This window comes from Pseudarthrobacter sp. GQ63, from assembly GCF_059758765.1.
The window spans coordinates 111,808-127,177 of sequence record NZ_JCAXEF010000006.1; the positions used below are offsets into that span (position 1 = coordinate 111,808).

General features: G+C 61.8%; 11 protein-coding genes. 4 read left to right on the forward strand and 7 right to left on the reverse strand.

From position 1 onward, the window contains the following. Nucleotides 1-131 precede the first annotated feature (131 nt). The 4 genes from AC6CHP_RS12210 (at nt 132) to AC6CHP_RS12225 (ending at nt 4,128) form a co-directional block, all read left to right on the forward strand. Nucleotides 132-323 (forward strand): hypothetical protein, encoded by a 192-nt coding sequence (locus AC6CHP_RS12210; RefSeq protein ID WP_498230132.1) that lies wholly within the window; start codon nt 132-134, stop codon nt 321-323. A gap of 39 nt (nt 324-362) precedes the next feature. Continuing rightward, a complete protein-coding gene (locus tag AC6CHP_RS12215) occupies nt 363-650 on the forward strand; it encodes a hypothetical protein (RefSeq protein ID WP_498230134.1) in 288 nt (95 codons plus the stop codon). Nucleotides 651-1,147: 497 nt separating this feature from the next. Further along, entirely contained in the window at nt 1,148-2,653 is a 1,506-nt protein-coding gene (locus AC6CHP_RS12220; RefSeq protein WP_498230136.1) for an NAD-dependent succinate-semialdehyde dehydrogenase, read from the forward strand. A gap of 56 nt (nt 2,654-2,709) precedes the next feature. Next, a complete protein-coding gene (locus tag AC6CHP_RS12225; RefSeq protein ID WP_430228751.1) occupies nt 2,710-4,128 on the forward strand; it encodes an MFS transporter in 1,419 nt (472 codons plus the stop codon). A 333-nt stretch (nt 4,129-4,461) separates the two neighbouring features. Here the strand turns inward: AC6CHP_RS12225 and AC6CHP_RS12230 are convergent, their stop codons facing one another. From AC6CHP_RS12230 to AC6CHP_RS12260, 7 genes are all read right to left on the reverse strand, one after another. After that, nucleotides 4,462-5,808, reverse strand: coding sequence for an aspartate aminotransferase family protein (locus AC6CHP_RS12230; RefSeq protein ID WP_498230138.1), 1,347 nt, complete (start codon nt 5,806-5,808; stop codon nt 4,462-4,464). A 217-nt stretch (nt 5,809-6,025) separates the two neighbouring features. Further along, a complete protein-coding gene (locus AC6CHP_RS12235; RefSeq protein ID WP_430228754.1) occupies nt 6,026-7,075 on the reverse strand; it encodes a LuxR C-terminal-related transcriptional regulator in 1,050 nt (349 codons plus the stop codon). Nucleotides 7,076-7,572: 497 nt separating this feature from the next. Beyond that, the gene (locus AC6CHP_RS12240; RefSeq protein ID WP_430228756.1) at nt 7,573-8,676 is read right to left on the reverse strand and encodes a sugar phosphate isomerase/epimerase family protein; all 1,104 of its coding nucleotides are present in this window, start codon (nt 8,674-8,676) and stop codon (nt 7,573-7,575) included. Further along, nucleotides 8,673-9,068, reverse strand: coding sequence for a C-glycoside deglycosidase beta subunit domain-containing protein (locus AC6CHP_RS12245; RefSeq protein ID WP_430228759.1), 396 nt, complete (start codon nt 9,066-9,068; stop codon nt 8,673-8,675). Before AC6CHP_RS12245 ends, AC6CHP_RS12240 begins: the two co-directional genes overlap by 4 nt. Then, nucleotides 9,065-10,639, reverse strand: a complete 1,575-nt coding sequence (carA, locus tag AC6CHP_RS12250) for a c-glycoside 3-oxidase CarA (protein WP_498230141.1) — start codon at nt 10,637-10,639, stop codon at nt 9,065-9,067. The genes AC6CHP_RS12245 and carA overlap by 4 nt, the downstream gene beginning before the upstream one ends. Nucleotides 10,640-10,841: 202 nt before the next feature. Next, nucleotides 10,842-13,598 carry a family 78 glycoside hydrolase catalytic domain gene (locus tag AC6CHP_RS12255; RefSeq protein WP_498230143.1) on the reverse strand — a complete coding sequence of 919 codons (2,757 nt, stop codon included), beginning with the start codon at nt 13,596-13,598 and terminating at the stop codon, nt 10,842-10,844. Beyond that, nucleotides 13,595-15,334 carry a glycoside hydrolase family 3 protein gene (locus AC6CHP_RS12260; protein WP_498230145.1) on the reverse strand — a complete coding sequence of 580 codons (1,740 nt, stop codon included), beginning with the start codon at nt 15,332-15,334 and terminating at the stop codon, nt 13,595-13,597. The genes AC6CHP_RS12255 and AC6CHP_RS12260 overlap by 4 nt, the downstream gene beginning before the upstream one ends. Between the last annotated feature and the right edge of the window lie 36 nt (nt 15,335-15,370).

Below are 15,370 nucleotides of genomic sequence, written 5' to 3' on the forward strand. Positions count from 1 at the left end.
ATCTTTTGGTCCAGCGCGAAATCGCAGAGATATTGCCCTCCCTCACCCCATACCCGCCATTGAAAGCGAAGGATTGGGCTGGTTTTACTCCTGGGGACAGGCTGTACGTCCAAAGGGAAAATCAGCTGCTCATGCGTGGCACTGTGGACGACATGGTTCCGGATGGATCGATCTTCTGGATCTGGATCGACGGCGGAGGCGGCCGGATCGCCGTCCACAAGGATGATGACGTCCGTGTGTGGCTGGCGGAGGAGCCTTCCGGTTCCCGCATCAAGAGACGCTTCAACGGTGCTGCACTGACGCCTACGGCAGAGGTCCGGTAAGAACGGGATGCAGTCCCTGCGACCGGCAAGGAATTTCAGATGTACGTCGAGCCTATTGATCCCTTCCTGATGCATCCCCTCGCTGAGCCGGGAGGAGCCTGGGGCTTTATCTTCGGCGAAGATGCTGATCCTACTGCCAGTATCACCCTTGCCGTGGTCACAGTCGTTGGCCTGGCAGTCCAGCTATGGCTGATCTATAGGACGGGCCGCAGAGGAGAGCAGACCATGAAGGACTCTGAGGCAGCCGTACACGTCTACCTTCCTGTCTGCCTGCACGGCGACCCCCTTTTCTATCATCGACCCCCTTCGGAAGATGAACCGGAGTAAGCCAGGCCCGCTCAAAATTCACCACCAGAACCACCGCCTCCATCGGATGCGCACAACGTAACTATTGGGTATAGGAGCCAAGATGCCGATACAGACTTCGATTACCGTCGTTGCCCGGGACCGCGTCTCACGAGACCAGCAACTCGATGAAGCGACTCGCCTGCTCCGTGAGGAGCAGCCTCATTGCGGCATCCTGGTAACACGACACACCTTTACAACCTTCACCGTTGCTTTACACCCAGAAATCGGGCACGAAATGATCCAAGAGAAGGATTTAGTGACGTTGTAGGCGATCTGCGTTGCGCCCATCCAACGCCCCTATCGCTCTACTGCTCTCGAAGCGCCCACCTGGCCCATAAACGCCTACGCCGTTGAAAGCCCCATTGTTTCGACGCCGGATCGTCCCGCGGCTCCTTTGGACTGTGTTCTACAGCATCATCCTCGCGGCGCCGAAGTATAAAACCTGGCATCGCACACTTATTGAGGAGACCTCCCGCATGACCACTTCAACCGTAATAGCCCCTGCCATAAAATCCGAACGCGAGCAGAAGCTCCTTGCTTCCGTGCCGACCGGCCTGTTGATTGGTGGTGAGTGGCGAGACGCATCCGACGGCGGAACGTTCGACGTGCACGATCCCGCCACCGGCGAGGTGCTTGCCACCCTCGCCTCGGCCACAAGTGAGGATGCAATCGCCGCGCTGGACGCCGCTGACGCGGCCCAAGCGTTCTGGGCGCAGACCGCACCACGGGTGCGGGCAGAGATTCTCCGCCGTGCGTTCGACCTCGTGACCGAACGGGCGGAGGACTTCGCGCTGTTGATGACCCTGGAAATGGGCAAGCCTCTGGCCGAAGCCCGCGGCGAGGTGACCTACGGGGCCGAGTTCCTGCGCTGGTTCTCCGAAGAAACCGTCCGGGACTACGGCCGCTACCTCACCACCCCCGAGGGCAAGAACAAAATCCTCGTCCAGCACAAACCCGTCGGCCCCTGCCTGCTCATCACACCCTGGAACTTCCCCCTTGCGATGGCGACCCGCAAGGTCGCACCCGCCGTCGCCGCAGGCTGCACCATGGTCCTCAAACCAGCCAAGCTCACCCCGCTCACGGCACAGCTTTTCGCCCAGACGATGAGGGAAGCCGGCCTTCCCGCCGGCGTCCTGAACGTCGTCCCGTCATCCTCCGCGGCAGGGATCTCGGGGCCGCTGCTGAAAGACTCCCGGCTCCGGAAAGTGTCGTTCACCGGGTCCACTCCGGTCGGTAAGCGGCTGATCGCCGACGCCGCCCAGAACGTGCTGCGCACCTCCATGGAACTCGGCGGAAACGCCCCGTTCATCGTGTTCGAAGATGCCGACCTCGACAAGGCGGTCGAAGGCGCTATGGCGGCCAAGATGAGGAACATGGGCGAAGCATGCACCGCAGCCAACCGGTTCCTCGTCCACGCCTCCATCGCGCAGGAATTCACCCGGAAGTTCGCAGCCGCGATGGGCGCCCTCACTACCGGACGCGGCACCGACCCCGCTTCACAGGTCGGCCCGCTCATTGACGCCAGCGCACGCGCCGATGTCCACAACCTCGTCACGGCCGCAGTCGACGCTGGAGCAGTGGTCGTCACCGGCGGCGCGCGCGTGGATGGGCCCGGTTACTTCTACCAGCCCACTGTCCTCGCCGACGTGCCCAACAATGCGGTGATCCTAAGCCAGGAGATCTTCGGCCCCGTCGCCCCCGTCACCACCTTCACCACCGAGCAAGAAGCCATCAAACTGGCCAACGCCTCCGAGTACGGACTCGCGTCCTACCTCTACAGCAAGGATCTCAACAAGCTCCTCCGGGTCGCGGAACAGATCGAATTCGGCATGGTCGGGTTCAACGCCGGCGTCATCTCCAACGCCGCAGCACCGTTCGGCGGCGTCAAGCAATCAGGTCTCGGCCGAGAAGGCGGATCGGAAGGCATCGCCGAGTACACCACCACCCAATACATCGGCATCACCGACCCTTACGCCCGCTAACAAACTACTTGTAAGCGCCCTCGGGCAACTTTGCACGGTTACAGAAAGGCCTGGCCATGGCACAAACCACGACTGGACAAGAAGACCCCAGCTCCCTGGCTTATGCACTCCGGAATGGAAAAATGAACCGGAGAGCATGGACTATCACCGGCATGCTGGTAGTCCTCCAAATTATTGCATTTGCAGACCGGGCGGTACTCGGACTCGTAGCCCCCTCAGCAATCGCCGAACTTGGGATGACGACTACCCAGTTTGGCTTTATCGGAAGCTCCTTCTACTTCCTCTACGCGGTCATAGCCGTCGTAACGGGCGTCCTAGCCAGCAAATTCTCAGTCAAGTGGATCCTGTTCGTCCTTGGACTGACTTGGGCATTGATGCAGTTTCCATTGCTGTTTGGCGGAGGCGCCGCAGCGCTTCTCGTCACCCGCATCATCCTGGGAGGTGCGGAAGGTCCTGCCACTCCGACATCGTTGGCAGCAGTTCACTCGTGGTTTCCGGCATCACGTCGCGCCCTACCCTCAAACCTTGTTGCAATCGGGTCAACTCTCGGGCCGGTAATCGCCGCCCCGCTGCTGGGTTTTGTTATCGCCGCTTGGGGATGGCGCTGGGCTTTTGGTGTCTTGGGGATCCTCGGTTTGCTGTGGCTGGTCGCCTGGCTGGTCCTAGGTAAAGACGGACCATACGCCCCTAATGCCAGGACCGCATCCCCGGCCGAAAATGACAACACAAGAAGCACTGATGCACACGAAAGCAGTGCGTACACCTGGTTCGACACACAAACCCAGGTGCCGATATTCAAGGCGCTCCTCAGCGGAACCTTCCTCATCACCGCTTTCGGCGTATTCACCAACTTCTGGACCATGGGCTTCTTGACAACATGGCTGCCTCAGTACCTGAAAGTATCCGCAAACCTCACGATCGAGCAGGTAGGCATCGTTACAGTATTCCCCTGGCTTTTCGGCGCCACAGTCCTGCTGGTCCTGGGAATTATCAGCCGCCAGCTCATGAAGAAGGAAAAAAGCGTGCGTCAGGCGATGGGCGCCCCCTACAGTCTGACGCTCGTCACCGGCGGACTAGGTTTCGTGCTTGCAACCCAAACATCGGGAGTGCTCGCCATCGTGCTCCTTACCATTGCCGCCGGGTGCAGCATCATTTATCCAATGGGAGCAGCCATGGTCGCTTACATTGTCGGCATGAAACAACGGCCCATAGTCATGAGCGTCTTGGGTGCAACCGGATCCATAGGTGCCATTGTTTCGCCAGTTTTGGTCGGTTGGCTCATGGAGAACGCCGGATATCGAACTGCCCCCGCAGGAACGGCACAGACCGCAGAAATGGTCGGCCACATGGTCACCGGAGTGAACCAATCCTTCCTGATTGCAGGGCTACTTCTTCTGGTCTCCGGTCTGCTCGGGCTGGCCTTTATCCGCCCTGACCGAACTGCCAAGAAGCTGCAGGGGCCCGCCACCCTTTAGCGTGCAACTCCTGCTGCGCCAAAGCACACAATGCGAATGAGCACCCCGACACTTCGCGGACACCGTGAGTTCGCGCAAAAGATGGGAGCGCGCCACACCGCGATCGCGGCGGAGCGGGAAACGCTGGCCAAGGTAGCCCAGTAGGCGGCTTTTCGGAGTGACCACATACTAGGGAAAGGCGCGCCGGGAATCCCGGGGCGCCTTTCCTGCCGCCCGAACGAAGCACGACATTTGCCGGTCCGCTGACTTTCTTGGCCGTCGCAAGAGTTCGAGCCAACCAGCGCTGAAATGTCTGTAGTCAGAAGGTGTCTACGATCACCTGCGCTCTGCCAGTCAGCTTTCGATGCCGCTGACAATCTCCTTGGTGGTTTCGACAAAGGCCGTGATGTCGTCGTCGGTCATTGGCAATGACAACGAGAAGTCACCACGAGCGACCGGGAAGAAACCTCGATTAGCAAGTTCCAGCGAACAAATTTGTGTTCCGGTACCGTCGAAGTTCCGCCAGTAGTCGCGATGAGTCCGAATGCTCAAGCCAGGTTCACGCATGAATCCATAAGCGAGGTGGGAGATGCCCTTGCCGTACACGGCGAAGCTGCTACCCCGCTGGTTGCTCCAGTCGTTGAGCTCCTCCATCACGCGCGTGGCCATTCCATTCAGCCGGTCGAAAGCCCCTTGGGTGAGCTCCCTCATCGTGGAAATACCGGCGGCCAAGGCGATCTTATGGCCGTGGTGAGTGCCGGAGATGGAGACAAGCCCTGACTCCAGGACGCTCATGATCTCGGCAGATCCGCCTACTGCACCGAGTGGGAAGCCTCCACCGATGATTTTGCCCATTACCGTGAGGTCAGGTGCCACCCCGTACTCCCCCTGCATCCCCTGATAGCCGGCACGAAGGGTTACGGTCTCATCGAAGATCAGGACAATTCCCAGCTCCGAGGTCAGTTCACGAAGGCTCTCGACATAGTCCTGCTCAAGGGTAACAACGCCGCCGGAAGCACTTTCGAGCTCGAGGATAACGCAGGCGATCTCACTTGCATGAGCTCGCAGGATTCGCTCCGTCCCCCCGCGATCGTTCTGGCTTAACACGACCACGTTGGCCACGTCCTCCGCAGGGATGCCTCCACTGTCAGGGATGGCCTTTGGGGCGTCATCGGGACCGCAGTCTCCATCGTGGTCGGGGTGCCACGAGACCTGAAGCGGATCAGTGAAACCGTGGTATCCGCCTTCGAACTTCGCGATCTTAGTGCGGCCCGTGAAGGCACGCGCTACACGGACCGCAGACATGCAAGATTCAGATGCGGAGCAGGAGAATTGCACCCGTTCAATGGATGGAATCCGATCAACAAGCAGTTGCGCGAGTTCGGTCTCCAGAGCCACGGGGTTACCAAATGACACCCCCGTTTCGATGGACTCGCGTAAGGCCCTCTGCACCGCCGGGTGGTTGTGCCCGAGCACATTCACGGTGAAATTGTTGTTCAGGTCCAGGAGCCGGTGCCCTTCGACTGTAGAGATGTAAGCACCGTCTCCGCTCTCGACATAGATCGCGTGCGGGCCGAAATTGAAGGAGTTGCGGCTGTAGCCGCCGGGGATAACTTGCTTCCCACGCTCTGTCAGCTTCGCCGATACCTCAAAACGACGGGAGAACGTCGCGAGGGAAGATTCGAGGGTAATGGCGCTCATGTCCAATGCTCCTTGGTACGTTGCGGGTAGCCGCCCTGCAGAGATGCCAGGCGGCGCCGGACTGCCATACACCAACGCACCGAGACTGGGAGTCGTCATAGTCGACCTAGATAGCTGGTACAGCCTTCCGCCGCTATGAGATTAGAGCCGGACAACCAAAGACGGTCAGTCCCCGTTCGGCTACAGTTTGGGCACCCCTCGTTCGAGGGGGGGGTAACTATTCGATGTCGGCGGCCACAGCCATGCGAACAAGCTCTACTCTGGAACGTGCACCGGTTTTCTTGAAGATCTCCCGAATGTGGCCCTTGATAGTGTGCACGCTGAGATTTAGATGCTGCGCTATCTCGGAGTCACGCAGCCCCTTGCTCGCCAGCATCATCACTTCCGTCTCGCGTGACGTCAGGGACTGCCGAAGCCATTCCGGCGGTCCTTCTGTACGTGAGCCGGTGCGAAGGAAGGCAACAATGCCTTCACCGCACCGGAGCGGCACGATGCGCGAAACTAATCCATCGTCCGAGACCTGTCGATGTTCACGGTTTTGGAACTTGATGACCGCTTCGTCAAAAGACGGGGCGTCGCGTTGCTGTCCCTCCAGCACGCGCTGGGCAGCACGATTCATATAGCGGGTGGCTCGCCTCACATCGCTGATTACGACTGCCTCGTTCCCCAGGTCGAATGCAGCGCGCAGAATCCCGATTTCATGTTCAAGGAGCTCCTGTCGCTGCAGCGATTCCATCAGTGAACTCAGGAGCCCGGCGATTTCCTTCGCATCCTGCAATTCCGTCTGTGAGAAAGGGCTCCGCCCCTCGGCGCGCCCTAGGTTGAGCGTCCCAGCCACTTTGCCGGCGACAACGACCGGCACATACACGAGGTTCGTCATCCGGTGTAGCGAGAAAGCCTCGCGATAGACCGGCAGCTCCCGCCATTCCACCTCAGACATCATGGCGAGGTTGTATGCGATATCCCCGCTGAGAATAGCGTGGTTCAACACTGGGTCGGAGGCCCGGCCAACACTGTCGTATCGAGCGAGAAAGAACTCGCTCACGCCGTGGGCTGAGGTGGACAGTAAGCGATGGGTATCCGGGTCGAGTAGATCAAAGCCCACGACAACCGAGTCAAAGACTTCATCAATCTCCGAGTAGAGGCGTTGAATGAGATCCTCGACAGAACGGGCTTGCGAAAGTTTCACCGCAAACTGCAGTTTGCTGGTTCTGCGGTGTTGCATCTCATGTTTATAGGGGAGCGCGCTGCCCCAGTCAAGCAACATGCCCTCCTCTCGGATATGAGTATTAGAAAGTCGGCGGTGCGGCGTTTTAGCCGATGCCAGGGTGCCCCGAGGGGGCAACTAGTACAGATAGAGCACACCCCAACCTGACAGCCGGGCAGTGATTCCCGCTTTACCCTGAGAGTAGAGGAGGCAACCACCGCCCACAGCCGGGGACAATTTCTCATAGGTTATTCACCGCTACTGCTGCCAGGGAGCTACTCCAACGGCTCCCAATTTCCAGCCGTGGATAACCTGAATTGACCCCAGCCATGGACGATCAGAGTCACAACCACTTCCGGCCGGATAATCAGCAAGCCAGGGTTGGCCCCGCCGGGCAGGTTGACGGAATCTTTAAATTGCTCTGCGGACAACCATGGGCAGCGCCCATTAGGCCATAAAAGATCATGCCAGCTTCAAGGCCTCCAGTCGGCAGCGAAAGCTGGAGGTGGCGGATTGCCCCGTCATTCCTTCTGACATGTGTGTTGTTTCCTTTTGTTTCAGCCGTGGACGGGCTGGGCGAGGTGGCTGCTGAGGATGCGGCGGGCGTCCGTTGCGTCGGTGATCATGGCGGAACCGGCATCGGCTGCGGCCGAACGCTGGACGGCCTGCTCGTTGCGGATGATGTCGAACGGGTCCTGCCAGTTGTTCCAGTGCCAGCCTTCGTATTCGCTCGAGATGGCGCCGGTGTAGCCATTCTCGACAAGCTGGCGGACCAGGCCGCGCACCGGCACCGAAGGCTCTTCACCGTTTTCGTCAATGCCGAAGAACTTGCCGTGCACGTGGCGGACCCACGGCATGATTTCCAGCCACGTGTCCAGCGGTGCAGGGCCGAACAGTCCCGTTCCGTTGATCCCGAAGTCGATGCCCAGGTCCGGCCGGCCGTTCCGCGCGGCCAGGCCAATGAAGGCGCCGAAACGTTCGCCGTGGACCTTCTGGGTGTTGGGCGGACCTTCTGCATAGAAGCCGTCCCACAGCTCAACCACCTGCCGGAGCAGGTCCTCGGATGCACCACGACGTCGGTAGGCCTCCAGCAGGGAAGGGGCGAAGCCGGTGACCGTGGCGCCCCAGTCCGCGGTAAAGCCAAGCAGCGGCGAATCGAGCTTCTCGTAGCGGTCGCGGAGGGCAAGAACGCGCTCATGGGCGCCGTGCTGGTCAGCATGGACTTCCAAGGCCAAGGTGACGCCGTACTTCTCGGCGACCGGCAGCAGGCTTTCCATAGCATCGGGTGTCAGCGAGATCTGCACGCGGGCAATCGGGAAGCCGAGCCTGGCCGCCACCTCGATCTGCTTGCGCATGTACTCGACCAGTTCGTCATGGTTCATCAGCCGGTCCCGGCGGATGCCCGTGTCCACGTTGACTGCCAGGGACGTGGGGACCAGGTCCACCTCAGCCACCAGGTCGCGGAACTGGCCCACAAAGGTGTCGTCGATGCGGTCCGGGAAACCGCGCAGGCTGGAGAACCCGATTATTTCAAGCCCCGGGCCGAAACCCTCAGCCGCCACCTTCCGGATGAGGCCATCGAGGTCGTACTGCCGGGCGTGGAAGGCCCGGGTGAAGCTGTAAAGGGTGACGCCCTGGATCGGCGTGCCGAGGCTGGTCATCGCTGTGCCACCTTCATGGTCTTGGTGTCGTGCTCTTCGATGTGCAGCACGCCGTGGTCGGTGATGATGTACGGAATGTAGAGCTTCAGGTCCACCCGGACCTCGTGCTCTACATCGGCATCCTGAACTGGAAGGTCGCCGGAGAGGATGGCCGAGTCCAGCGGGTACCACCACTCGCCGGTCTCATCCACGAGCTCCTCGAAGCTGAACGTCCGGTTGTTCATGGTCCAGCGCAGCGTGTCCTCGGGGGCGGCGATGCCGTCAACCGTCAGCGCTGCCCCGGCGATGCACGAGCCCGGAAGGGCGCGGTACCAGGGGATGCGGACTTCCACGGCGGTACGGCCGTCCTGGGTGCTGAGTGTTCCCTGCTCGATCATGCGGTCGGCGATCATCGAGACCTCCTTGTCTGTAGTGATGGTGTCATTGGTACCGAGGCGGCCAATGGCGTCTCGAGTTCCTTGGAAATCCTGCGGGCCCCGCGCACGGCTAGGGCTACGGCTGTCAGTGTGGGGTTGCATGCTGTGGCGGTGGGGATGACGCCGTTGCCGGCCACGAAGAGGCCGGGGACCTGCCACACCTGGCTGTCCGGGGAACAGACGCTCTCGCCGTCGTCCGTCTCGCCCATGCGCGTGGTGCCCTGATAGTGCAGCGAGGCACCCGGCGGCATCACAAATGGGCGCTCATCGATCGGTTCGCCCACAGCCTTGCCCAGGCGGACAATCTCCTGCCTCGCGCGGTCCAGTAACTCGTGGTCCCGCTGGGTGAGGCGGTAGTGGATGCGCATGGCGGGCATGCCGTAGGAGTCGCGGGTATCGTCGTCGAACGCTACCCGGTCCTCGCGCTGCAGGTCCTTGGCGCAGAACAGGCCCAGCCCCACGATTGAGCCGGGAACGATGGGATCATCCTCGGCCAGTGGCACCGGGGAAGCGTCCAGCTGCATGATCTGGCCGTGGAAGGGTGTCTCGTCCGTGTAGGGAACCCAGGCCACGCCGCTCTGTTCGCTGAGCGCGCCGTCCGCGGCCGCATGGCCCTGCGGCGCCGTGACGCCCCGCAGCCTACTGGCGAACACCACCTGCGCCTGGTCGTTGAGGTAGCGGCCCAGGGCGTCGGGCCGGATGCCGGAAGCCCACAACAACTGTGGCGTGCGGAGCGCGTCCCCGCCCACCACTACGTACCGGGCGACCACCTGGTGAGTTTCGCCGCTGTGGCGGTCCTGGACTTCGACGCCGACGGCAGCGCCGTCCTCCACCAGAATGCGGGTCACCAGTGACTCGTCAAAGAGCTCAAACTGCGGGTTTTCGCGGGTCACGTCCCCCATCACGACGTCAGAGCCTGACCAGACGAGGCCGCCGTCCTGCCGCCGGTGTACAGCAAGCGGCATGGGCTGGACGCGGTAGGCAGGCTTTCGGCCCTGATCCACTACCGTGGCGAGTCGTTCACGGACCAGGTCCGAGAAGGGGGCGCCGTTGAAGGCGGAGGTGGTGACGCCCAGGAGGCGGTCGGCGTCGTCAAGGAGCTCGTCCAGGTCCGGCAGGAACGATATGCGTTCCTTGCCGCCCGGGCGGGGGCAGGCGGCGGTCCAGTGCGCGGCCATGCCGCCTACGTTGCTGGACATGGCCGCGACGGGCATGCCGTCCTCGCCGGGGAAGGCGTAGCCATCCTGCAGCAGGTAGGTTCCAGGCCGTGCGCGGCGTTCTCCGCTTTTGACGGCGCCGGGCGAGTTCACGGTTGCGGCACCTGCGCCGGGTCCTTCCGACGCCCGTTGGGCCAGGCCGCGCCGCTCGGGGTCCGCAATGTTCTTGACGTGCGCCCCGGGCGGATTGCTGACGGTGGGGCCCACCTCGAACATGGCAATAGTGGCGCCGGGGGCTTCCTCGCTGAGGATCCGCGCGTATGCCGATGCCGTGGGGCCGCTGCCAACGATGGCAACATCGACAGCCGCGGGATAACGGTTGCCGCTCACCGCCCCGCCACCAATTCCGGGATGCGGCGGGTGGATTTTGCATGGCTGCGGCGGGAAGCTCCGGTACCACTACCGATAACGGCAAGGTCCTGGCGGCGGGGAAAAGATCTAGTCATTCCTGCTCTTTTCGGGTCAAGGGTTTGTAGAAAGAGGAAATCCAAAGGGTTAGTCTCCGTGGCGGGAGGGCTTAGAACCGCTCATGTCAGGCGTCCAACTCTTTCGCGACTTGATTGATCACGTGGGGTGGCACCGAAAACAACGCAATCTGCAAGGGCGTGCTTAAGGTCCAGTCGGTGCGCCGGCGGACCATTTCGGCGAGGTGGCCGTCGTGGCTGGCGAGTACCTTCATGACAGATGCGAACGCCTCCGGGTTGTCCACGACCTCGGATACAGGTGACCACATATGCACAGAGGCGGCGGCCGCCCGTGTGGGCTCGGTTGTGGTCCATTCGTGGACGCCCGGCCCGACCTCCAGCTCGACGCCCGGGAGGCGCACCGCGGCTGTCGCGTGGGCGGGCACTCTGAGCTTCCAGTGGATTACCCCCTGTTCACGCCGCCAGCCTCCTTCTGTGCGTCCTGCGGGTGTGTCCACGATTGCTGTTGCATGGTCGAGGCCAGGAAGAATGGTCGGGGTGAAATGGATTTTCGAGTAGCCCGGAGCTGCGGGGGCGATTCCTGCTAGACGTCGATACAGCCAATCGGCTACTGCCCCCAGCGCATAGTGGTTGAATGAGGTCATCTCGCCTGGGTTGATTGACCCGTCGGGGAGCATTGAGTCCCAGCGTTCCCAAACGGTTGTCGCGCCCATGGAGACGGGGTAGAGCCAGGATGGGCAGCGCGTTTGCAGCAGGAGCGCTGCTGCATGGCTGTCGTACCCGAAGTCCGTGAGCGCGTCGAGTACCAATGGGGTACCAATGAACCCGGTTGAGATGTGGTAAGCGTCCCTTTTTATGACGTGCGCGAGACGACGTGCGAGAGCTTCCCGCGTGGACAGGTCCTGAATCAGGCCGAACTGCAGGGCCAAGGCATAGGCAGTCGGGGCGTCCGAGACCAGTCGGCCTTCACTGGTGAGGTAGGCGGCTGCGAACGCTGCCCGGACGTCGTCGGCTGACGTACGGGCCCGGGCTGCAGTTTCGTCCTCGCCGAGGTGCGCCGCTGCCTTGGATAGGAGGTCAAGGGACCGGTACAGGTACGCGGTTGCCACCAGCCCGGGCTGGGTTTTGGCGGCACCGGCCATGTCAGCGGGTGCGTCGGGGTCGAGCCAGTCACCAAACTGGAGGGTCGTTTCCCACAGCCCCGGACCGCCCGCTGCTGTCAGCTCGGATGAGACCCACGCCTGCATACTGTCCAGGGACTTGGTGAGCAAGTCATCGTCGGCGAACCGTTCGGCCAGCACGGTCGGGATCACGGTTGCGGCATCTCCCCATGCCGCGGCAGGCCAAGCGAAACCAAAAACGTTGGGCACAATGTTCGGCACGACGCCGCCGGCCCTATCCTGTTCAGCGCGGAGGTCGACGAGCCAGTTGGCGAGGAAGCCGTTGCAGTCGAAGAGTGTCGCAGCGGTCGGGGCGAATATCTGGGCGTCTCCAGTCCATCCGAGTCGTTCGTCGCGCTGCGGGCAATCCGTGGGCAGGCTGAGAAAGTTCCCCCGCATGCTCCACACAATGTTTTCGTGAAGCTGGTTCAGGAGCGGATTGGAGGTTTCCAGCCAACCGGTGCGGCGCAGGTCGCTTTGGAGCACAATGGCGCGCACCCGCTCAGGGTCCACGTCTCCTGGATGCCCTGATATCTCTGCGTATCTGAAGCCATGGAAAGTACCAACGGGTTCGAACACCTCGGTTCCGGTTCCGGAGAGAATAAACGTGTCCGTCGCCGCCGCCCGGCGCAACGGCCGGGTTGCAAGTTCCCCGTCTTCCAGGACCTCGGCGTGACGGATATCGATCCTTGTGCCGGCGTCACCTTGGACCTCGATGCGAAGTCGTCCAACGAGGTTCTGGCCAAAATCGAGGATGGTGCCGGCGGCGGAGGACGACACTTTTACGGGCGCCAAGGTGTCTACCCGCCGGACGGGCTCATTCATGCGGGCGACGGGAACCGGCTGGTCGGGTCCGACGGCGGCAGCCTCCCAGTCACCCTCCTGTGGGTCCCACCAGCGGAGGCTTCGGCGGTGGTCGATGGTGTCGCCTTCGTATATGCCGGAGGCGACCACTTCGCCACCCGCAGTCGTCTCCCAGTCATCACCCGAGGCAATGATTTCTTCTGACCCGTCGTCGAACTGCAGGTGCAGCTGTGCCGCGGCGTAGGGTTGCTCTCCGTAGAACCGGCGGGCCTCGTCGGCAAAGCCGTAAACCTCTGTATACCAGCCGCCTGTGACTTCGAGCCCGATCGTGCGCCATCCAGGCTCCAGCAGGGCAGTTACGTCTGTTGTCTCATGAAGCACCCTGTCTGCATAGCTCGTCCAACCCGGTGCCAGAACAGAGTCGTCAACGTCGACTCCATCAATCCGGGCTTTTACCGCACCAAGGGCGGACCAGTACAAGGTGGCCCGCGCTGGCTTCCGATCAAGCAGGAACCGGTGGCGGATAACAAAGGGTTGAGCCTCTTGACGTGGTGCGGTCAGTCCGCTGAAACGAGCCTGCCACTCCCCCTGCACGAGTGTACCCAGCCGAATATCCAGCGGGTCGCTCCAATCGGTCCAGATCCCATCTGTGCCTTGGAGCCGAACCTGCACCTGGTATGTTTCGCGGGCTACGAGGTCCTCAAAGGGCCAGTCGACGAACACGTTCAGGGTCCCGTTGATCTGCTCGATCCGGTCGTCATTGAGACGCAGTTCGGCTGCGGCCTGGCACCAACCCGGCGGCGCCTGGGTGAAGACCCAACTCAGGCGCGGCCTCGATGTTGCCACCCACGGACTGTCCCGCCGATATTCTGCGCTTAGTTGCAGTCCGCTCCCGGTCACTGTGCTCCTGCTTTGCTCAGCTCTGGGTTACGGCTGGAAAGCGATAGCCCCCACCCGGCCGGGAACAACGGGTCCGCCGTGTCATTTGCCACATCCGGGTTGCTGGCTTCAACCGCTGCCATGTTCCTGGGCAACTCGAACGGCAGTCGGCCTTCTGCGGCACGCCCACCTGTCAAGACTTCCAGGAGAACGTCATCTGCAATGCCAAATTCCACCAGGAGCGCATCGACAGCATCCACCAGTGGTGTCAGGATCGTCGGCCGATTCAATGTCACAACGAGGATTGTGGGAAGACGCCGTCCCAAAGCGGCGATTCGCTCAACTTCCTCCTCCGGAAAGTCGAGCGAGCCCTGCTGCATCCCGGCCTCGAGAAAGTAGCGGTCACGATGTTCGTACGGGGCGGATACGCGAACAATAGCCACTTCAGCCGTGTCCGCGTCCACAGCGGACCACCCGGCCGGAAGGGCTTCCTCGGACAGGTTGACCAGGTGCACCTTGCGGGGCCCGGCAAGGGGCAGGAGGGGAAGGTCGTCACTTCCGTTTGTCAGCACGGTCACTGCCCGGGCTTGGGCCTGTTTTCCCAAGGACACGTCTTGTGGAAGCGGGAGCAGCGCCGCTGAAGGCCTGGTGTCCGTTTCGTTGTCGATGAGGCCAAGGTCGAGCATCAATTTTACCAACCGCGTCGCGGAGACCTTCACCCGTTCGGGGCTCACGAGCCCTTCGGCTACAGCGCGCAGGATAAGCGGAGCGTCCAGCTCACCCCCGAGCTGGTCGACACCGGCGTTAAACAGTCGCCCGACCCGTTCGAGCGGCGAGAGATGCTCTACACCCCATGCACAGGCGGGAAAGGGTTTGCCGCCGATTTCGATGTCGGTCACCAGCCCGAAGTCACTTAGCACAACACCGTCGTAGCCAAGCTTCTCCCGCAAGAGGTTTGTGATGATCTGGCGATTGAAAGCGAATCCGACGGGCTCGATGAGCTCGCCGTCCACCGTAAGGTCAACGGGCATCCCGTAGTACGGCATTATCGCTGCTGCGCCCGCTTCGATGGCAGCGCGGAAAGGCGCGAGGTGTTCTTCGAATCTGCCCCCGGGATACACCTGCTCGCGGCCATAAGGGAAGTGCGGGTCCTCGCCGCCGAGTTGAGGTCCTCCCCCGGGAAAGTGCTTCACGGTGGCGGCGATGCCTTCCGGCCCGAGGGCCGGACCCTGCAACCCTTCAAGGAAGGCCAGGAGCAGTTCGGTTGTCCGGGCAGGATCCGCCCCGAAGCTTTGTGCCTGCCTTGCCCAGCGCGGCTCCGTTGTGAGGTCGACCTGCGGGTGCAACGCCATTCTGATACCCATCGCGAGGTAATCCTTGCGCAGGATGTTGGCGTAGTTGCGAACCAGCTCCGTGTCGCCGATGGCGCCCAGGCCCAAGTTTTCAGGCCATTGTGAGACGCCGGCGGCACGGTGCGCGGCCCCGTCATTCTGCATGAACGAATGGCGGGGATCTGTCGAGAACACAAGGGGAAGTCGCGATCCGCTTCCCCGTGCAATGTCCTGCAACCGGTTGAGGATTCGGGAGGTGGAAGCAGGGTCGGGAATACTGCCAAGGCAAAAGAACCTGATGCCGTACTCTTCAATGAGCTGGCGGAGCGTTGGCCCACCAAAGCCTGAAGAGGCGTCGGGGTCCCCATCGTTGTCAATGATGATGATGGGATGCAGAAGCAAACCCACCTGCTGCTCGAGTGTCATGGCGTCTGCCAGGGCACGAGCTGCGGCGGTATTTGA